General features: G+C 65.2%; 12 protein-coding genes. 3 read left to right on the forward strand and 9 right to left on the reverse strand.

The genetic code is table 11. The features are described 5' to 3' along the window. Window positions 1–76 precede the first annotated feature (76 nt). Window positions 77–964, forward strand: a complete 888-nt coding sequence (locus LNV28_RS09055; protein WP_263518691.1) for a LysR family transcriptional regulator — start codon at window positions 77–79, stop codon at window positions 962–964. A 134-nt stretch (window positions 965–1,098) separates the two neighbouring features. Further along, complete coding sequence (locus LNV28_RS09060; protein ID WP_263518692.1) at window positions 1,099–1,635, forward strand: GNAT family N-acetyltransferase; 537 nt, start codon at window positions 1,099–1,101, stop codon at window positions 1,633–1,635. 376 nt (window positions 1,636–2,011) lie between these two features. Here LNV28_RS09060 and LNV28_RS09065 read toward each other — a convergent pair whose 3' ends face one another. From LNV28_RS09065 to LNV28_RS09105, 9 genes are all read right to left on the reverse strand, one after another. Beyond that, the gene (locus LNV28_RS09065; RefSeq protein WP_263518693.1) at window positions 2,012–2,992 is read right to left on the reverse strand and encodes a tripartite tricarboxylate transporter substrate-binding protein; all 981 of its coding nucleotides are present in this window, start codon (window positions 2,990–2,992) and stop codon (window positions 2,012–2,014) included. 364 nt (window positions 2,993–3,356) lie between these two features. Continuing rightward, entirely contained in the window at window positions 3,357–4,679 is a 1,323-nt protein-coding gene (locus LNV28_RS09070; RefSeq protein ID WP_263518695.1) for a phenylacetate--CoA ligase family protein, read from the reverse strand. Then, window positions 4,676–4,975, reverse strand: coding sequence for a hypothetical protein (locus LNV28_RS09075; RefSeq protein WP_263518696.1), 300 nt, complete (start codon window positions 4,973–4,975; stop codon window positions 4,676–4,678). Before LNV28_RS09075 ends, LNV28_RS09070 begins: the two co-directional genes overlap by 4 nt. A gap of 42 nt (window positions 4,976–5,017) precedes the next feature. Beyond that, window positions 5,018–5,827 carry an ABC transporter ATP-binding protein gene (locus LNV28_RS09080; RefSeq protein ID WP_263518697.1) on the reverse strand — a complete coding sequence of 270 codons (810 nt, stop codon included), beginning with the start codon at window positions 5,825–5,827 and terminating at the stop codon, window positions 5,018–5,020. Window positions 5,828–5,979: 152 nt separating this feature from the next. After that, the gene (locus tag LNV28_RS09085; RefSeq protein ID WP_263518698.1) at window positions 5,980–7,308 is read right to left on the reverse strand and encodes an ABC transporter substrate-binding protein; all 1,329 of its coding nucleotides are present in this window, start codon (window positions 7,306–7,308) and stop codon (window positions 5,980–5,982) included. A gap of 80 nt (window positions 7,309–7,388) precedes the next feature. Next, window positions 7,389–8,453, reverse strand: coding sequence for a branched-chain amino acid ABC transporter permease (locus LNV28_RS09090; protein WP_263518700.1), 1,065 nt, complete (start codon window positions 8,451–8,453; stop codon window positions 7,389–7,391). A 77-nt stretch (window positions 8,454–8,530) separates the two neighbouring features. Beyond that, complete coding sequence (locus LNV28_RS09095; RefSeq protein ID WP_263518702.1) at window positions 8,531–9,460, reverse strand: branched-chain amino acid ABC transporter permease; 930 nt, start codon at window positions 9,458–9,460, stop codon at window positions 8,531–8,533. Window positions 9,461–9,595: 135 nt separating this feature from the next. Continuing rightward, window positions 9,596–10,420 (reverse strand): ABC transporter ATP-binding protein, encoded by an 825-nt coding sequence (locus LNV28_RS09100; RefSeq protein WP_263518704.1) that lies wholly within the window; start codon window positions 10,418–10,420, stop codon window positions 9,596–9,598. An 8-nt stretch (window positions 10,421–10,428) separates the two neighbouring features. Continuing rightward, complete coding sequence (locus LNV28_RS09105; RefSeq protein WP_263518705.1) at window positions 10,429–12,375, reverse strand: AMP-dependent synthetase/ligase; 1,947 nt, start codon at window positions 12,373–12,375, stop codon at window positions 10,429–10,431. A gap of 192 nt (window positions 12,376–12,567) precedes the next feature. Here LNV28_RS09105 and LNV28_RS09110 point away from each other — a divergent pair, with 192 nt between their 5' ends. Further along, window positions 12,568–13,332, forward strand: coding sequence for a Crp/Fnr family transcriptional regulator (locus tag LNV28_RS09110; RefSeq protein ID WP_263568791.1), 765 nt, complete (start codon window positions 12,568–12,570; stop codon window positions 13,330–13,332). The last annotated feature ends 51 nt before the right edge of the window (window positions 13,333–13,383 follow it).

Raw genomic sequence — 13,383 nt, forward strand, 5'->3', positions numbered from 1 at the left:
CACTTCCAAACAAGCAACGCTGGCTTACTATTAACTTCTGTTTTTAAGAAGTCAACGCCATGTGCTCGGAGCCTCCATGCTGAATTTCAGACATTTGCATTACTTCTGGGTTGTGGCCCAGGAAGGCGGTTTCGCACGCGCGGCGGAGCGGCTGGACATGGCCATCCAGACCATCAGCACCCAGGTGCGCGAGCTGGAAAAGTCACTCGGCCACCAATTGCTCAAGCCGGCCGGCCGCGGCGTGGCGCTGACCGAGGCGGGCCAGGCCGCATTTGCGCGCGCCGAGGAGATCTTCCGCCTCGGCAGCCTGATCACAGAGGAAGTCCGGCAGGCTGCGCAAGGCCCGGCGGCGCGACTGGCGGTGGGCCTGACCGACGGCATTTCCAAGTTGGCCGCCCATGCCCTGCTGGCGCCGGTCTTGGGCACCGAGTCTCTGCGCCTGCTCTGCCACGAAGGCGAGGTGGACCCTCTGCTGGCCGAGCTGGCCATGCACAAGCTGGACCTGGTGCTGGCCGGGCGACCGGCGCCGCACAAACCCGGCCTGCGCCTGAGCAGCGAGCTGCTGGCCCAGGCACCGGTGGACTGGTACGGACCAAAGAGCCTCGTGCACGCGGCCGAGTTGCGCGACTTCCCCCACTGCCTGAACCGCCTGCCTGTGCTCTTGCCCACCGCCCACTCGGCCTTGCGCGCCACGCTCGATCACTGGTTTGCCGAACAGGGGCTGCAGCCGCGCATCGTCGGTGAATTCGAGGACAGCGCCCTGTTGGCCGTGTTCGCCTCACGCGGCCTGGGCGTGTTCCCGGTCAGCCGTCTCGGTGCCGAGGACCTGGAGCGTATGCACGGCCTGCGCCTGCTGGGCCGCTGCGAGGACGTGAAGGAAGAAATCCATGCCATTCGCTCGCGGCGCGGCCAGCATCATCCGCTGGTGCTGCAGCTGCTGGCGGCGGCACGCGCGGACTCGTGAGCGTGCGCAGGCCGAGCCGGCTGTGGACAACACGAGCCTGGAGAGGGACTGACTGTGCTGGAATGGTGTCAGCAAGCGTGCGGATTCAGGCTGCCGCCTCCCGCCTTCCATGTTCTGACGACGGTTGAATAACGATGAAAACCCCGGCGACTCTGCGCACCCTGGCATCGACCGATGCCGCCGCGCTGCTGCACTTCGAACTGCACAACCGTGATTGGTTCGAGCATCACGTAGAAGCCCGAGCGGCCGATTTCTACACGCTGGGCGGCGTGCAAGCACATATGGCCGAGCTGCTGACCCTGCTCGACCGCGGCGAGGCGCATCCCCTGCTGATCGTGAGCGCGCAGGGCGAGATCCTGGGCCGCGCCAATCTCAAGGCCATGGAAGCCAAGCGCGGCAGTGGCGAACTGGGCTACCGCATCGCTCAAGCCCATGCCGGGCAAGGTCTGGCTAGCTTGGCTGTTCGTGAACTGATGCGCCTGGCGCATCAGCGCTGGGGCCTGCGCCACCTGCAGGCCTACGTGGCCGTGGACAACCCAGCCTCGGCGCGCGTCTTGCTGAAGAACGGATTTGAGCGGGCCGAATGCCACCCCGGCATGGCCCGTGTGCAGGGGCGGCAGATCGACTGCCACCGCTACGAGTGCGCGCTGGGTGGCGCGGGGCCTCTTTAGGACAGAAAGCCCGAGCTTTGGGCTTGATGTCCTCAGCTTGGCCGCGTGCAAGCGGCCTGCCTCAGTCGCCTTGTAGGCTGAGCCCGCGCATAGAGCAGCACCTGCGTGCTGCTCTATGGCTGGCGAGGGCCGGTCCGCATGCTTGCGGACAGGCCGCGCCCTCGCAGGGCTCTGAGCCCGCGCACGTGACAGCACCTGCGTGCTGTCACGTGGCTGGCGAAGGACCGACCGCATGCTGCGGTCGGGCGGGCCCCTCCTGAGGCGAGAAAGCCCAAGCAGTTGGGCTTTCTGTCCTCAGTCGCCTTGCAGGCCGCGCCCTCGCAGAGCTCGGGCCCCTCCTGAGGCGAGAAAGCCCAAGCAGTTGGGCTTTCTGTCCTCAGTCGGCATATTGCCCCGCTGCCTTGATGACGGTGCCCCATTTGGCGATTTCGGCTTCGACGAACTTCTTGTGCTCGGCACCGTTGACCCGGGCATCGGTGACGATGACAGCACCCAGGGCTTCCTGGCGCTTGTGGAAGTCGGCGTCGGCCAAGGCGGCTTTCAGTGCGGCGGTCAGCTTGTCCAGCACCGGCTTGGGCGTGCCCTTGGGGGCGTAGACGCCGTGCCAGATGTTGACGCTGAAGCCCTTGAGGCCGACTTCATCAAGGGTCGGAAGCTTGGCCAGAGCGGGGGCCGTCAAACGCTTGCTGCTGGTGACGGCATAGGCCTTGACCTTGCCGCCTTCGATCTGGCTGGTGGTGTTGGTGGTCTGGTCGCACATCAGGTCGATCTGGCCGCCGAGCAGGTCGGTCATGGCCGGGCCCGTGCCCTTGTAGGGCACCGTGGTCATGTCGATCTTGATGGTGCTCTGGTACAGCAGGCCGCACAGGTGCGAGGCCGAGCCCAGGCCGGCATTGCCGAGGTTGACCTTGCCCTTGTTGGCCTCCAGCCACTTGGCCAGCTCGGCATAGCTGTTCGCCGGCATCGAGGGCTTGGCGATCAGGGTCATGGGCACTTCGTTGATCAGGCCCAGGTACTCAAAATCGTCCAGGGTCTTGTACTGCATATTGCGGTACAGCGAGGGCGAGGTGGCCATGCCGATGTGATGTAGCAGCAGGGTGTAACCATCGGGCGCCGCTTTGGCGACCTTGGTGGCCCCCAGCGTGCCACCGGCACCGCCGACGTTCTCGATCACGATGGTCGCGCCCAGTGGCTTGCGCAGGGCCTCGGCCAGGTCGCGGGCGACCTTGTCGGTGGGGCCGCCGGCCGAGAAGGGCACGACGATATTGACGGGCTTCTCCGGGTAGCTGGCGAGGGCGGCGCCCGAAGCCAGGGTCAGCAGACTCAGGGTCAGCAGGGGCAATGCGGTCTTGTTCATGTCAACAGTCCTCGAATGGCGAGTGGGAGGACTGTCATCCTAGGCGGCAGGTCGGGCCTCGCGACAGCGGAAACTACGTAATCCGCGAGGCTCCGCCAGTAAAGCTTGGGAATTTTTGTAGCGAGCGGCTGCAAGGCTAGGCTGAGTCCGGACTGATCCAGTCCTGAGGACTGGATCAGCCTGACGAAGGACTCGGTCTCTGGCCGAGGCGGACGGAGCGCAGGAACCGGAACGTACTCCCTGTACGTGAGGATTCCGACAACGCAGTTGCGGCGAGACTCATATTTGCGTAGCGAATGTGATGTCGGAGCCAACACCGGACCAACGACGCATGGCGGGCGCGCAGTAAAAAACTCCCAAGCTCTCAATCGAGCCGGCGCGCGTCTTCAATCACCCGCCCGTCATTGGGTAGGCTACCCGGGGGCAGCAGCTGCACTTCGGCGCGCAGCTTGGTGATGTCACGCAGGGCTGCGGCGAGCTGCTCGGCCAGGCCTTCGCGGGGCTCACCCTCGGGCAGCTCGAGCTTCAAGGTCAGGCGGTCCTGCGCCATTTCGCCCTCGACCACCAGGCGCGCCCGGCCGGCCTGCGGAAAACGGGTTTGCAGCTCGGCCAGCTGCGAGGCGTGGATGAACATGCCGCGCACCTTGGCCGACTGGTCAGCCCGGCCCAACCAGCCGCGAATGCGCTGGTTGCTGCGGCCCGTCGGGCACGGGCCGGGCAAGACGGCGGAGAGGTCGCCGGTGCCGAAGCGGATCAGCGGGTAATCGGGATTGAGCGTGGTCACGACCAGCTCACCAACCTCGCCCGCGGCCACCGGCTCGCTGCCACCGGGCCGCACGATCTCGACGATGATGCCTTCGGCCAGCACCAGGCCCTCGCGCGCCGCCGTCTCGTAAGCGACCAAGCCCAGGTCGGCCGTGGCATAGCACTGATAGCCGGCCACACCGCGCTCAGCCAGCCAGTCGCGCAAGCTGTTGGGAAACGCCTCACCGCTGAGCAAGGCGCGCTGCAGGGAATCGAGGCGCAGGCCGCTCTCGGCCGCCTTGTCGAGCAGGATTTTCAGAAAGCTGGGCGTGCCGACATAGGCCTGCGGGCGCAGGTCACGCATGGCCTGCAGCTGCAGCTCGGTGTTGCCGACGCCGCCGGGGAACACGGTGCAGCCCAGGGCATGGGCGCCGCCTTCCATCATGGCGCCAGCAGGGGTCAGGTGGTAGCTGAAGCTGTTGTGCACCAGGTCACCGGCGCGCAGGCCGGCAGCGAACAGGGCGCGCGCCACGCGCCAGTAATCGGCGGCCCGGCCCTCGGGCTCGTAGAGGCCGCCGGGCGACTGAAACACGCGAGCCGCGCCGCCGCTGCGCACGCAGCCGCGCCAGCCGATGGCGGAGAAACCACCCAGCGCATCGTAGGGATCCGACCCTTCAAGGCCCTGCCGCTCGCGCAGCGCCTGCTGGCTCGCCGCCAACTCGGGCTTGCGAGTCACAGGCAGGCGCGCCAGGGCGGCACGGTTGCAAACATCGGCCGGGTCCACGCCGGCCAGCAAGCCGGCGTAAGCGGAGGTCTGCGCCTTGGCATGGCTGAGCTGCAGGCGCAGGGCCGCCATCAGCTGAGCCTCGCGCTCGGCCGGTTCGCGGGTTTCCAGCGCGTCGAAAAACTCGCCGCGTTCGGGAGAGGGTGCCGTCAAACTCATGGCGTTTCGTCCGTCCAGCGGCTAAGCCGGCGTTTGATCTCGTCCAGCAGACTGCGCACCTCGGCAGCGCTCTTGCATTGGCGGGTTTCCCACTCGGGGCTGCGCCCCGGGCGCTTGACCAGCCGGGCCAGCAGCAGGCCGGTCTGGGCGCTCAGTTCCAGCACCGGCTGGCCTTGCAGGCTGAAGGCATCGCCGCGCGCCTCCAGCGAGCGCAGGTCGCGCAGATTGCGCTTGAGCGTCAGCAAGGCCTCCTCGGCCTTGAAGGGCGGGAGGGCGAAGAAGGCGTCTTCATTCATGGCCGGACTTCTGAATTGAAAGGAAACAGGCGTGCCCATGGTTCAGGCCAGCCAGCGCTTGCGGCGCTTGTAGCTCTTGACGTCCTTGAAGCTCTTGCGATCACCGCCACCGGTGCCGAGGTAGAACTCCTTGACGTCTTCGTTCTCGCGCAGGGCCTGCGCGGCGCCGTCCATGACCACGCGGCCACTTTCCAGGATGTAGCCGTAGTCCGCATAACGCAGCGCCATATTGGTGTTCTGTTCGGCCAGCAAAAAGGTCACGCCTTCCTTGCTGTTGAGGTCTTTGACGATCTCGAACACCTCTTCGACGATTTGCGGCGCCAAGCCCATGGAGGGCTCGTCCAGCAGCACCATGCGCGGATTGGCCATCAAGGCACGGCCAATGGCGCACATCTGCTGCTCGCCGCCCGAGGTGTAGGCGGCCTGCGAGCTGCGCCGGGTCTTGAGGCGGGGGAAGTAGTTGTAGACCTTCTCCAGCGTCTCGGCCACGGCGGCGCGGCCGTCGCGCCGGGTGTAGGCGCCGGTCATCAGGTTGTCCTCGATGCTCAGGTGGGCGAAGCAGTGGCGCCCCTCCATCACCTGCACCACACCGCGGTTGACCATCTCGGCGGTGGACAGCTTTTCGATGCGCTCGCCGCGCAGCTCGATGCTGCCCTTGCTGACCTCGCCGCGCTCGCCGGCCAGCAGGTTGGACACCGCCCGCAGCGTGGTGGTCTTGCCCGCGCCATTGCCACCGAGCAAGGCCACGATGCGGCCTTCCTGAACCTGCAAGGACACGCCCTTGAGCACCAGGATCACGTGGTTGTAGATGACCTCGATGCCGTTGACGTTGAGGAATGGGGTGGGGTGCATGGTGGGGTGAATCGTGAATCGTGAATCGTGAATCGTGAGTTGGGGGCTTGGACAGCGCTTCATGCCCTCGCGAACAGACAGGAAACGTGAGAGGAATGGCGAGGCATTCACGACTCGCCATTCACCACTCACGAATCACCCGTTCATCGCACTCAAGACTGGCAATCCGCCGGAGTCCGCCGCTCCAGCTTCTTCTCCGCCGCGTACTTGTCTGCGGCCTGCTTGACCATGGGCTTCAAGATCTGCTCATCGGCCTGCATCCAGTCGGAGCTGAAGTTCCACTTGGCGCCGTCCCAGGTGTGCACGCGTGCCCAGCTGGAACCCATGTGGTCGGCGCAGGAGGTGGACAGCGGGCGCAGCACACCGGCCAGGCCCAGGGCGTCGAGCTTCTTCTGGTCCAGGGCCAGGTTCTCCAGGCCCCAGCGCACCTGCTCGGCCGTCATGATCTTGCCCTTGCCGTAGCGCTCCTGGGCGCGGCGCACCGCCTCGATGCCCAGAGCCTGGATGATCACGCCCCGGGTGTAGAGCACCGAGCCGACTTCGTCCTTGGGGCCTGCGCCCTGGCCCTTGTCATGGACATGCTTGAGGATGTCCTGGATGACCTTGGGGCTCTGGCCCGAGGTATTCAGCGCCAGCGCGTTGTAGCCCTTGGCGCCCTCGCCCACGTCCTTGACATCGGGCTCGGCTCCGGCCCACCAAACTCCGTACATCTTCTCGCGCGGGTAGCCGGTGGCCTGGGCCTCTTTCAGGGCCGTCGAGTTCATCACGCCCCAGCCCCAGAGCAGCACATAGTCGGGCCGCTGCTGGCGCACCTGCAGCCAGGCCGACTTCTGCTCCACACCCGGCGCCGTAACGGGGATCTTGATCAGATCGAAACCGTGCATCTTCTGCCGCTCATCGAGCAGGGGCATGGGTTCCTTGCCGAAGGGCGAGTCGTGATACACCAGGGCGATCTTCTTGCCCTTGAGCTTGTCGAAGCCGCCCTCTTTCTTGGCCAGGTGCTGGATCAGCATGTCGGCCGCCGTCCAGTAGCTGCCCATCAGCGGGAAGTTCCATTTGAAGACATTGCCGTCCTGCGAGGCGGCCAGGCCATAGCCCAGGGTGATCAGGGGGATCTTGTCCTTGATGACCTTGTCGGTCAGCGCGAAGGTGATGCCGGTGGCCTGCGGGTCGAAGAGCGTGGCGCCCTTGCCTTTCAGGCGCTCGTAGCACTCGACACCCTTGTCGGTGGCGTAGCCGGTTTCGCATTCTTCGTATGTCAGCTTGACGCCGTTCACACCGCCGTCGCGGGCGTTGATCATCTTCAGATAGTCCTGCTTGCCATTGGCCCAGGGCGTGCCGTTGGGGGCATAGGGCCCGGTGCGGTAGACCAGCAAGGGGAAGAACTGCTCCTTGGCCTCAGGCGCGGCTTGGGCCGGGCTCGATAACAGGCCCGAAGCAGCGACAGCCAAAGCAAGAACGATGGACGGCTTCAGTTTCATGCGTGTCTCCAGTCGATGCGCACTCAAGCGGTGCGTTATGGGTTGAACAAAAAGCAGGCGCGAGAAATCAGTGCGAAGGATCAATGTGGGAAAGGCCAGAGCCGCAGCTTTTCCTTGCCCGTGGACCACAAGCGAGCCAGGCCATGCGGCTCCTTGATCAGGAAGAACACGATCAGGGCGCCGAACACCATCAGTTCCAGATGCGAAGCGGTCTCGGTGCCCATGGGGATGCCCAGCCAGTGCGGAATCTGGTTCAGCAGCAGCGGCAAAAAGATGATGAAGGCCGCGCCAAAGAAGCTGCCCATGATGGAGCCCAGGCCGCCCAGGATGACCATGAAGAGCAGCTGGAAGCTGCGGTCGATGGAGAAGGCCGCCGGCTCCCAGGAACCCAGATGCACAAAGCCCCAGAGCGCCCCGGCCACACCGACGATGAAGCTGCTGACGGCAAAGGCGCTGAGCTTGGCGTAGACCGGGCGGATGCCGATGACGGCCGCCGCCACATCCATATCGCGCATGGCCATCCACTCACGGCCGATGGCGCCGCGCACCAGGTTCTTGGTCAGCAAGGCGAACACGCAGACAAAGCTCAGGCAGAACAGGTACTTCTGCGCCGGCGACTCGATGGCCAGGCCGAAGACGCTGAGGTCCGACACCGAGACATTGCCCGAGGACGAGTTGTTGGTGAACCACTTGATGCGCAGAAAGGCCCAATCGCAGAAGAACTGCGCCGCCAGCGTGGCCACCGCCAGATAGAGGCCCTTGATGCGCAGCGAGGGAATGCCGAACAGCACGCCAACCACCGTCGAACAGGCTCCGCCCAGCAGCAAGGAGAGGATCAGCGGCATGCCCTCGATGCGGACCTGGAAGTTGTAGGCCGCATAGGCGCCCACCGCCATGAAGGCCCCGGTGCCCAGCGAGATCTGGCCGCAGTAGCCGACCAGCACATTGAGGCCCAGCGCCGCCAGCGACAGGATCAAGAACGGAATCAGGATGGCCCGAAACAGGTACTCATTGCCCAAGAGGGGCAGGCCGACAAAAGCCAGGGCCAGCAGTGCCGCCATGGCCCAGCGGTCCTGGCGGATCGCCAGGATGGCGCTGTCGGCGCGGTAGCTGGTTTTGAATTGGCCGTTTTCGCGGTAAATCATGGGAGTCGATTGCCTCTTGGGTCCAGGAGCGAATGGATGACTGGCGCTTCAGTAATGCACCCTTCACGCTTGACGAATCACACCCGATCAATGATCTTTTCGCCGAACAGCCCCTGCGGCCTGAACAGCAGGAACAGCAGCGCCAGCACATAGGCGAACCAGATTTCAATGCCGCCGCCCAGGGCGGGGCCGAGGTAGACCTCGGAGACCTTTTCGCCCACGCCAATCAGCAGGCCGCCGATGATGGCGCCGGGCACCGAGGTGAGGCCACCCAGGATCACCACCGGCAGCGCCTTCAGCGCCACCAGCGAGAGCGAGAACTGCACACCCAGCTTGCTGCCCCAGATGATGCCGGCCACCAAGGCGACGAAGCCGGCCACGCTCCAGACGATGACCCAGATGGTGGACAGCGGAATGCCGATGGACTGGGCGGCCTGGTGGTCATCCGCCACGGCGCGCAGGGCCCGGCCGGTGGCCGTCTTCTGGAAGAACAGGGCCAGCAAGGCGACCATGGCCGCGGCAATCAAGGCCGCGTAGAGGTCTTCCTTGTTGATCAGCACCCCGCCTTCAAAGCTCTTCTCGAACAGAAAGATCGGGTCCTTGGGCATGCCCACATCGATCTTGTAGATGTCCGAGCCGAAGATCATCTGGCCCAGGCCTTCGAGGAAGTAGGTGATGCCCAGCGTGGCCATCAGCAAGGTGATGCCCTCCTGGTTGACAAGATGCCGCAAGGCCAGGCGCTCCACGCCCCAGGCCACCGCCACCATCACCGCAAAGGCCGCGACAAAGGCCAGCAGATTGGCCAGCAGCGGGCTGCTGATGCCGGTCCAGAGCGGGATCCACTCGGCAAAGCGCGCCATCGCCAGGGCCGCGAACAGCACCATGGCGCCCTGCGCGAAATTGAACACGCCCGAGGCCTTGTAGATCAGCACAAAGCCCAGCGCGATCAGCGAATACAGCATGCCCGTCATCAAGCCGCCGAAGATTGTTTCTATGACGAATCCCATGGTGTTGGCTACTGCGCAGCCCTCATGCGTCGTTGCGCGGTGCTCGCCATCCTCACGTACCCAAAGTACGTTCCGGTGGCTGCGCTCCGTGCGCCTTGCCTGAGACCTGCTCGCTACGCCACTCCTTTCGATTGTTCAATGCGAGGTGCCCAAATAGGCGCGGATCACGTCTTCGTTCTGGCGCACCTCGTCCGGCGCGCCATCGCCAATCTTCTTGCCGTAGTCCAGCACCACGACGCGGTCGCTGATGTCCATGACCACGCCCATATCGTGTTCGATCAGCACGATGGTGCTGCCGAACTCCTGGTTGACGTCGAGGATGAAGCGGCACATGTCCTGCTTCTCTTCCACATTCATGCCAGCCATGGGCTCATCGAGCAGCAAGACTTGCGGCTCCATGGCCAGGGCGCGGCCCAGGTCCACGCGCTTTTGCAAACCGTAGGGCAGGCGGCCGACCGGGGTCTTGCGATAGGCCTGGATCTCCAGGAAATCGATGATGCGCTCGACCTTCTCGCGCTGGGCGATCTCCTCGCGCTCGGCCGCACCCCAGCCGAAGGGGTTGCGCAAGGCCTGCTGGAAGATGTTGCAGCGCATGTGCAGGGTGCGGCCGGTCATGATGTTGTCCAGCACGCTCATGCCTTTGAACAAGGCCAAGTTCTGGAAGGTGCGGGCCACGCCCATCTCGGCCACCTGGCGCGAGCTCATGTGTTTGAAGGTCTGGCCGCGAAAGCTGATCTGGCCCTGCTGCGGCTGGTAGACACCGTTGATGCAGTTGAGCATGGAGCTTTTCCCCGCGCCGTTGGGGCCGATGATGGAGCGGATCTCATGCTCGCGCACATCGAAGCTGATGTCGGTCAGCGCCTTCACGCCGCCGAAGCTCAGCGAGATATTGCGCACCTCAAGAATCACCTCGCCGGTCTTCTTGGCCGGAGTGTTGTTGTCGCTAATGCTGCTGTCCATTGGATCCATCAGGCGGCACTCCTCACGGCCGGGTAGGTCTGGGCATCTTTGATGCACAGATCGGCGGACACCTTGCCGCTGCGCCCGTCCTCGAACTTGACAGCGGTCTCGATGTACTGCGAGTTGCGGCCGGCGTACAGCGCCTCGATCAGCACGGCGTACTTCTCGGCGATGGCGCCGCGCCGCACCTTGCGGGTTCGGGTCAGCTCGCCGTCGTCGGCGTCGAGTTCCTTGTGCAGGATCAGGAAGCGGCTGATCTGGCTGCCGGCCAAGAGCTCGTCCTGGGCCAGGTCGGCATTGACCTGTTGGACGCAGTCGCGGATCAACTCGTAGACCTCGGGCTTCTGCGCCAGGTCCGTGTAGCCGGCATAGGGCAGGTTGCGGCGCTCGGCCCAGTTGCCCACGGCGTCGAAGTCGATGTTGATGAAGGCGCAGACGCGGTCGCGGCCGTCGCCAAAGGCCACCGCCTCCTTGATGTGGGCAAAGAACTTGAGCTTGTTCTCCACATACTTGGGCGCGAACATGGCCGCATCAAAGGCGCCGCCGGACAGGCGGCCGACATCCTTGGCCCGGTCGATGATCTTCAGGTGGCCATGGGCGTCGATGAAGCCGGCGTCGCCGGTGTGGTACCAGCCCTCGGGCGTCAGCACCTCGGCCGTGGCCGCTTCGTTCTTGTAATAACCCTTGAGCAAGCCCGGCGACTTGACCAGGATTTCGCCGCTCTCGGCCAGCTTGATCTCGACCCCCTCGATAGGCACGCCCACGGTGTCGGCACGCGCCTCATGGTCGGGCTGCAGGCAGACGAAGACGGCGGTCTCGGTCGAGCCATAGAGCTGCTTGAGGTTGATGCCGATGCTGCGGTAGAAGCTGAACAAATCAGGGCCGATCGCCTCGCCCGCGGTGTAGGCCACCCGCACGCGCGAGAGGCCCAGGCTGTTGCGCAAAGGCCCGTAGATCAGCAGATCGCCTAACTGGTATTTCAGTCGGTCCAGGGCGCCGACCGGCCGGCCGTCCATCAGGGCCGGGCCGACCCGCCGGGCCAGCGCCATGCAGCGGGCGAACAACCAGCGCTTAGGTCTTGATGCGTCTTCCATGCGGATCATCACGCTGGTCAGCAAGCCCTCGAACACCCGCGGCGGCGCGAAGTAATAGCTGGGGCCGATTTCCTTCAGATCGATGCTGACGGTGCTGGTCGATTCGGGGCAATTGACCACATAGCCGCAAGCCAGCCACTGGGCGTAGCTGAAGATGTTCTGGCCGATCCAGGCCGGTGGCAGGTAGGCCAGCACCTCTTCGCGGCCCGTCAGACGGTCGAAGCGGGCGCCGGCCTGGGCGCGGTCGATCAGGCTGGCATGGGTGTGGACGACGCCCTTGGGGTTGCCGGTGGTGCCCGAGGTGAAGAACATGGCCGCTTCATCGCTGCTGCGGCCCAGCGCCACCTCACGGGCGAAAAAGTCCGGGCGGCTCAGGGAGTCCTGGCGGCCGCGCTCGAGCAGTTCGTCGAGCGAATGCAGCCCCGGCTCTTCATAGGCGCGCAGGCCGCGCGGGTCGTCGAACCAGATCTGGCGCAGCTGCGGGCAGTGCTCGCGCAGCTCCAGCATCTTGTCCACCTGTTCCTGGTCCTCGACCACGGCGAAGGCGACCTCGGCATTGTTGACAGGGAAGACGAACTCGGCCGCCACCGCATCCTGATAAAGCGGCACGGGAATCGCGCCCAGGGACTGGGCCGCCAACATGGCCGCCGACAGACGCGGCCGGTTTTCGCCGACCACGATCAGGTGCTGGCCGCGTTGCAGGCCGGCAAGCGCCAAGCCGTGGGCCAGCTCGCGCACCAGCTGCGCCAGCTGCGCCCAGCTCAGGGTCTGCCAAATCCCGTATTCCTTCTCGCGCAAAGCCGGCGCATCGGGGCGCTCGGCGGCGTGAGCCAGCAAGAGGCGAGGAAAGGTCGCATCCACGTTGTATGTCTCCTGTGCCGTGCATGCGGCCCTGCAAGAAGCAGGGGCTGCCGACATCTCTTGACCGCATGGTAGGCCGTCACTTTGACGCCGTGTTGTCGTTGTAACGACAATCCAAGGGACACCCCGAGCGGTACTTTCCCGGGGGTGCCGTGTAAGGCCTGCGTCAACTTGCAAGGTGGACACTGCCGCATGAATCCAGCGTCAGGCCCACGCACCGCTTCAGAAGCGGCCATGCCCAGCATCCCCTTGCGCCAGCGCGCCCGCCCGGCCAGCACCGCCGAGCTGGCCGCCATTCCCTGGCTGGCCCTGCTGGATGAACCGCAGCGCGAGCGCGCCGTGCAGCAGCTGCAAGTGGCCGAAGCCGATGTGGGCGAGCGCGTCTGCCGCATCGGCCGGCCGGCCACCTTCTGGTTCGGCGTCATCGACGGCCTGCTCAAGATGAGCAATGACGACTCCAGCGGCCAGGCCATCACCTTCACCGGCGTGCCGCCGGGCGGCTGGTTCGGCGAGGGCACCTTGCTCAAGCGCGAGAGCTACCGCTACAACATCCAGGCGCTGCGGCGCAGCGTGGTGGCCGGCTTGCCGATCGAGGCCTTTCACGAGCTGCTGGAAGGCAGCATCGCCTTCAACCGCTTCATGCTCAACCAGCTCAACGAGCGTCTGGGCCAGTTCATCGCCGCACGCGAGATCGACCGCATCTCCGACCCTGAGCTGCGCGTCGCCCGCAACCTAGCCGCCCTCTTCCACCCGCAGCTCTACCCCGGCGTCGGCAGCCTGCTGCGCATCACCCAGCAGGAGCTCGGCTATCTGGTCGGCCTGTCGCGCCAGCGCGTCAACCAGGCGCTCAACACCTTGGCCGCGCACGCCTTGATCCGCATCGAGTACGGCGGCTTGCGAGTCCTGGATCTGCAGGGCTTGCGGCGTTTCCCGCAACTGGGGCCAACACCGGGCTGAAAGCCGGGGCCAGAGCAAGCGCTGCTGCTATTCCTGGCCGAGGGAATCGGG

The sequence above is a fragment of the Paucibacter sp. DJ2R-2 genome (genome assembly GCF_025717675.1).
Taxonomy (GTDB): domain Bacteria; phylum Pseudomonadota; class Gammaproteobacteria; order Burkholderiales; family Burkholderiaceae_C; genus Paucibacter_A.

Coding starts and splice junctions, on each gene's coding strand:
- LNV28_RS09060 (WP_263518692.1), top strand. CDS start 1,099: ATGAAAACCCCGGCGACTCTGCGCACCCTGGCATCGACCGATGCCGCC.
- LNV28_RS09075 (WP_263518696.1), bottom strand. CDS start 4,975: ATGAATGAAGACGCCTTCTTCGCCCTCCCGCCCTTCAAGGCCGAGGAG.
- LNV28_RS09100 (WP_263518704.1), bottom strand. CDS start 10,420: ATGGACAGCAGCATTAGCGACAACAACACTCCGGCCAAGAAGACCGGC.
- LNV28_RS09090 (WP_263518700.1), bottom strand. CDS start 8,453: ATGATTTACCGCGAAAACGGCCAATTCAAAACCAGCTACCGCGCCGAC.
- LNV28_RS09070 (WP_263518695.1), bottom strand. CDS start 4,679: ATGAGTTTGACGGCACCCTCTCCCGAACGCGGCGAGTTTTTCGACGCG.
- LNV28_RS09080 (WP_263518697.1), bottom strand. CDS start 5,827: ATGCACCCCACCCCATTCCTCAACGTCAACGGCATCGAGGTCATCTAC.
- LNV28_RS09065 (WP_263518693.1), bottom strand. CDS start 2,992: ATGAACAAGACCGCATTGCCCCTGCTGACCCTGAGTCTGCTGACCCTG.
- LNV28_RS09055 (WP_263518691.1), top strand. CDS start 77: ATGCTGAATTTCAGACATTTGCATTACTTCTGGGTTGTGGCCCAGGAA.
- LNV28_RS09085 (WP_263518698.1), bottom strand. CDS start 7,308: ATGAAACTGAAGCCGTCCATCGTTCTTGCTTTGGCTGTCGCTGCTTCG.
- LNV28_RS09095 (WP_263518702.1), bottom strand. CDS start 9,460: ATGGGATTCGTCATAGAAACAATCTTCGGCGGCTTGATGACGGGCATG.
- LNV28_RS09110 (WP_263568791.1), top strand. CDS start 12,568: ATGAATCCAGCGTCAGGCCCACGCACCGCTTCAGAAGCGGCCATGCCC.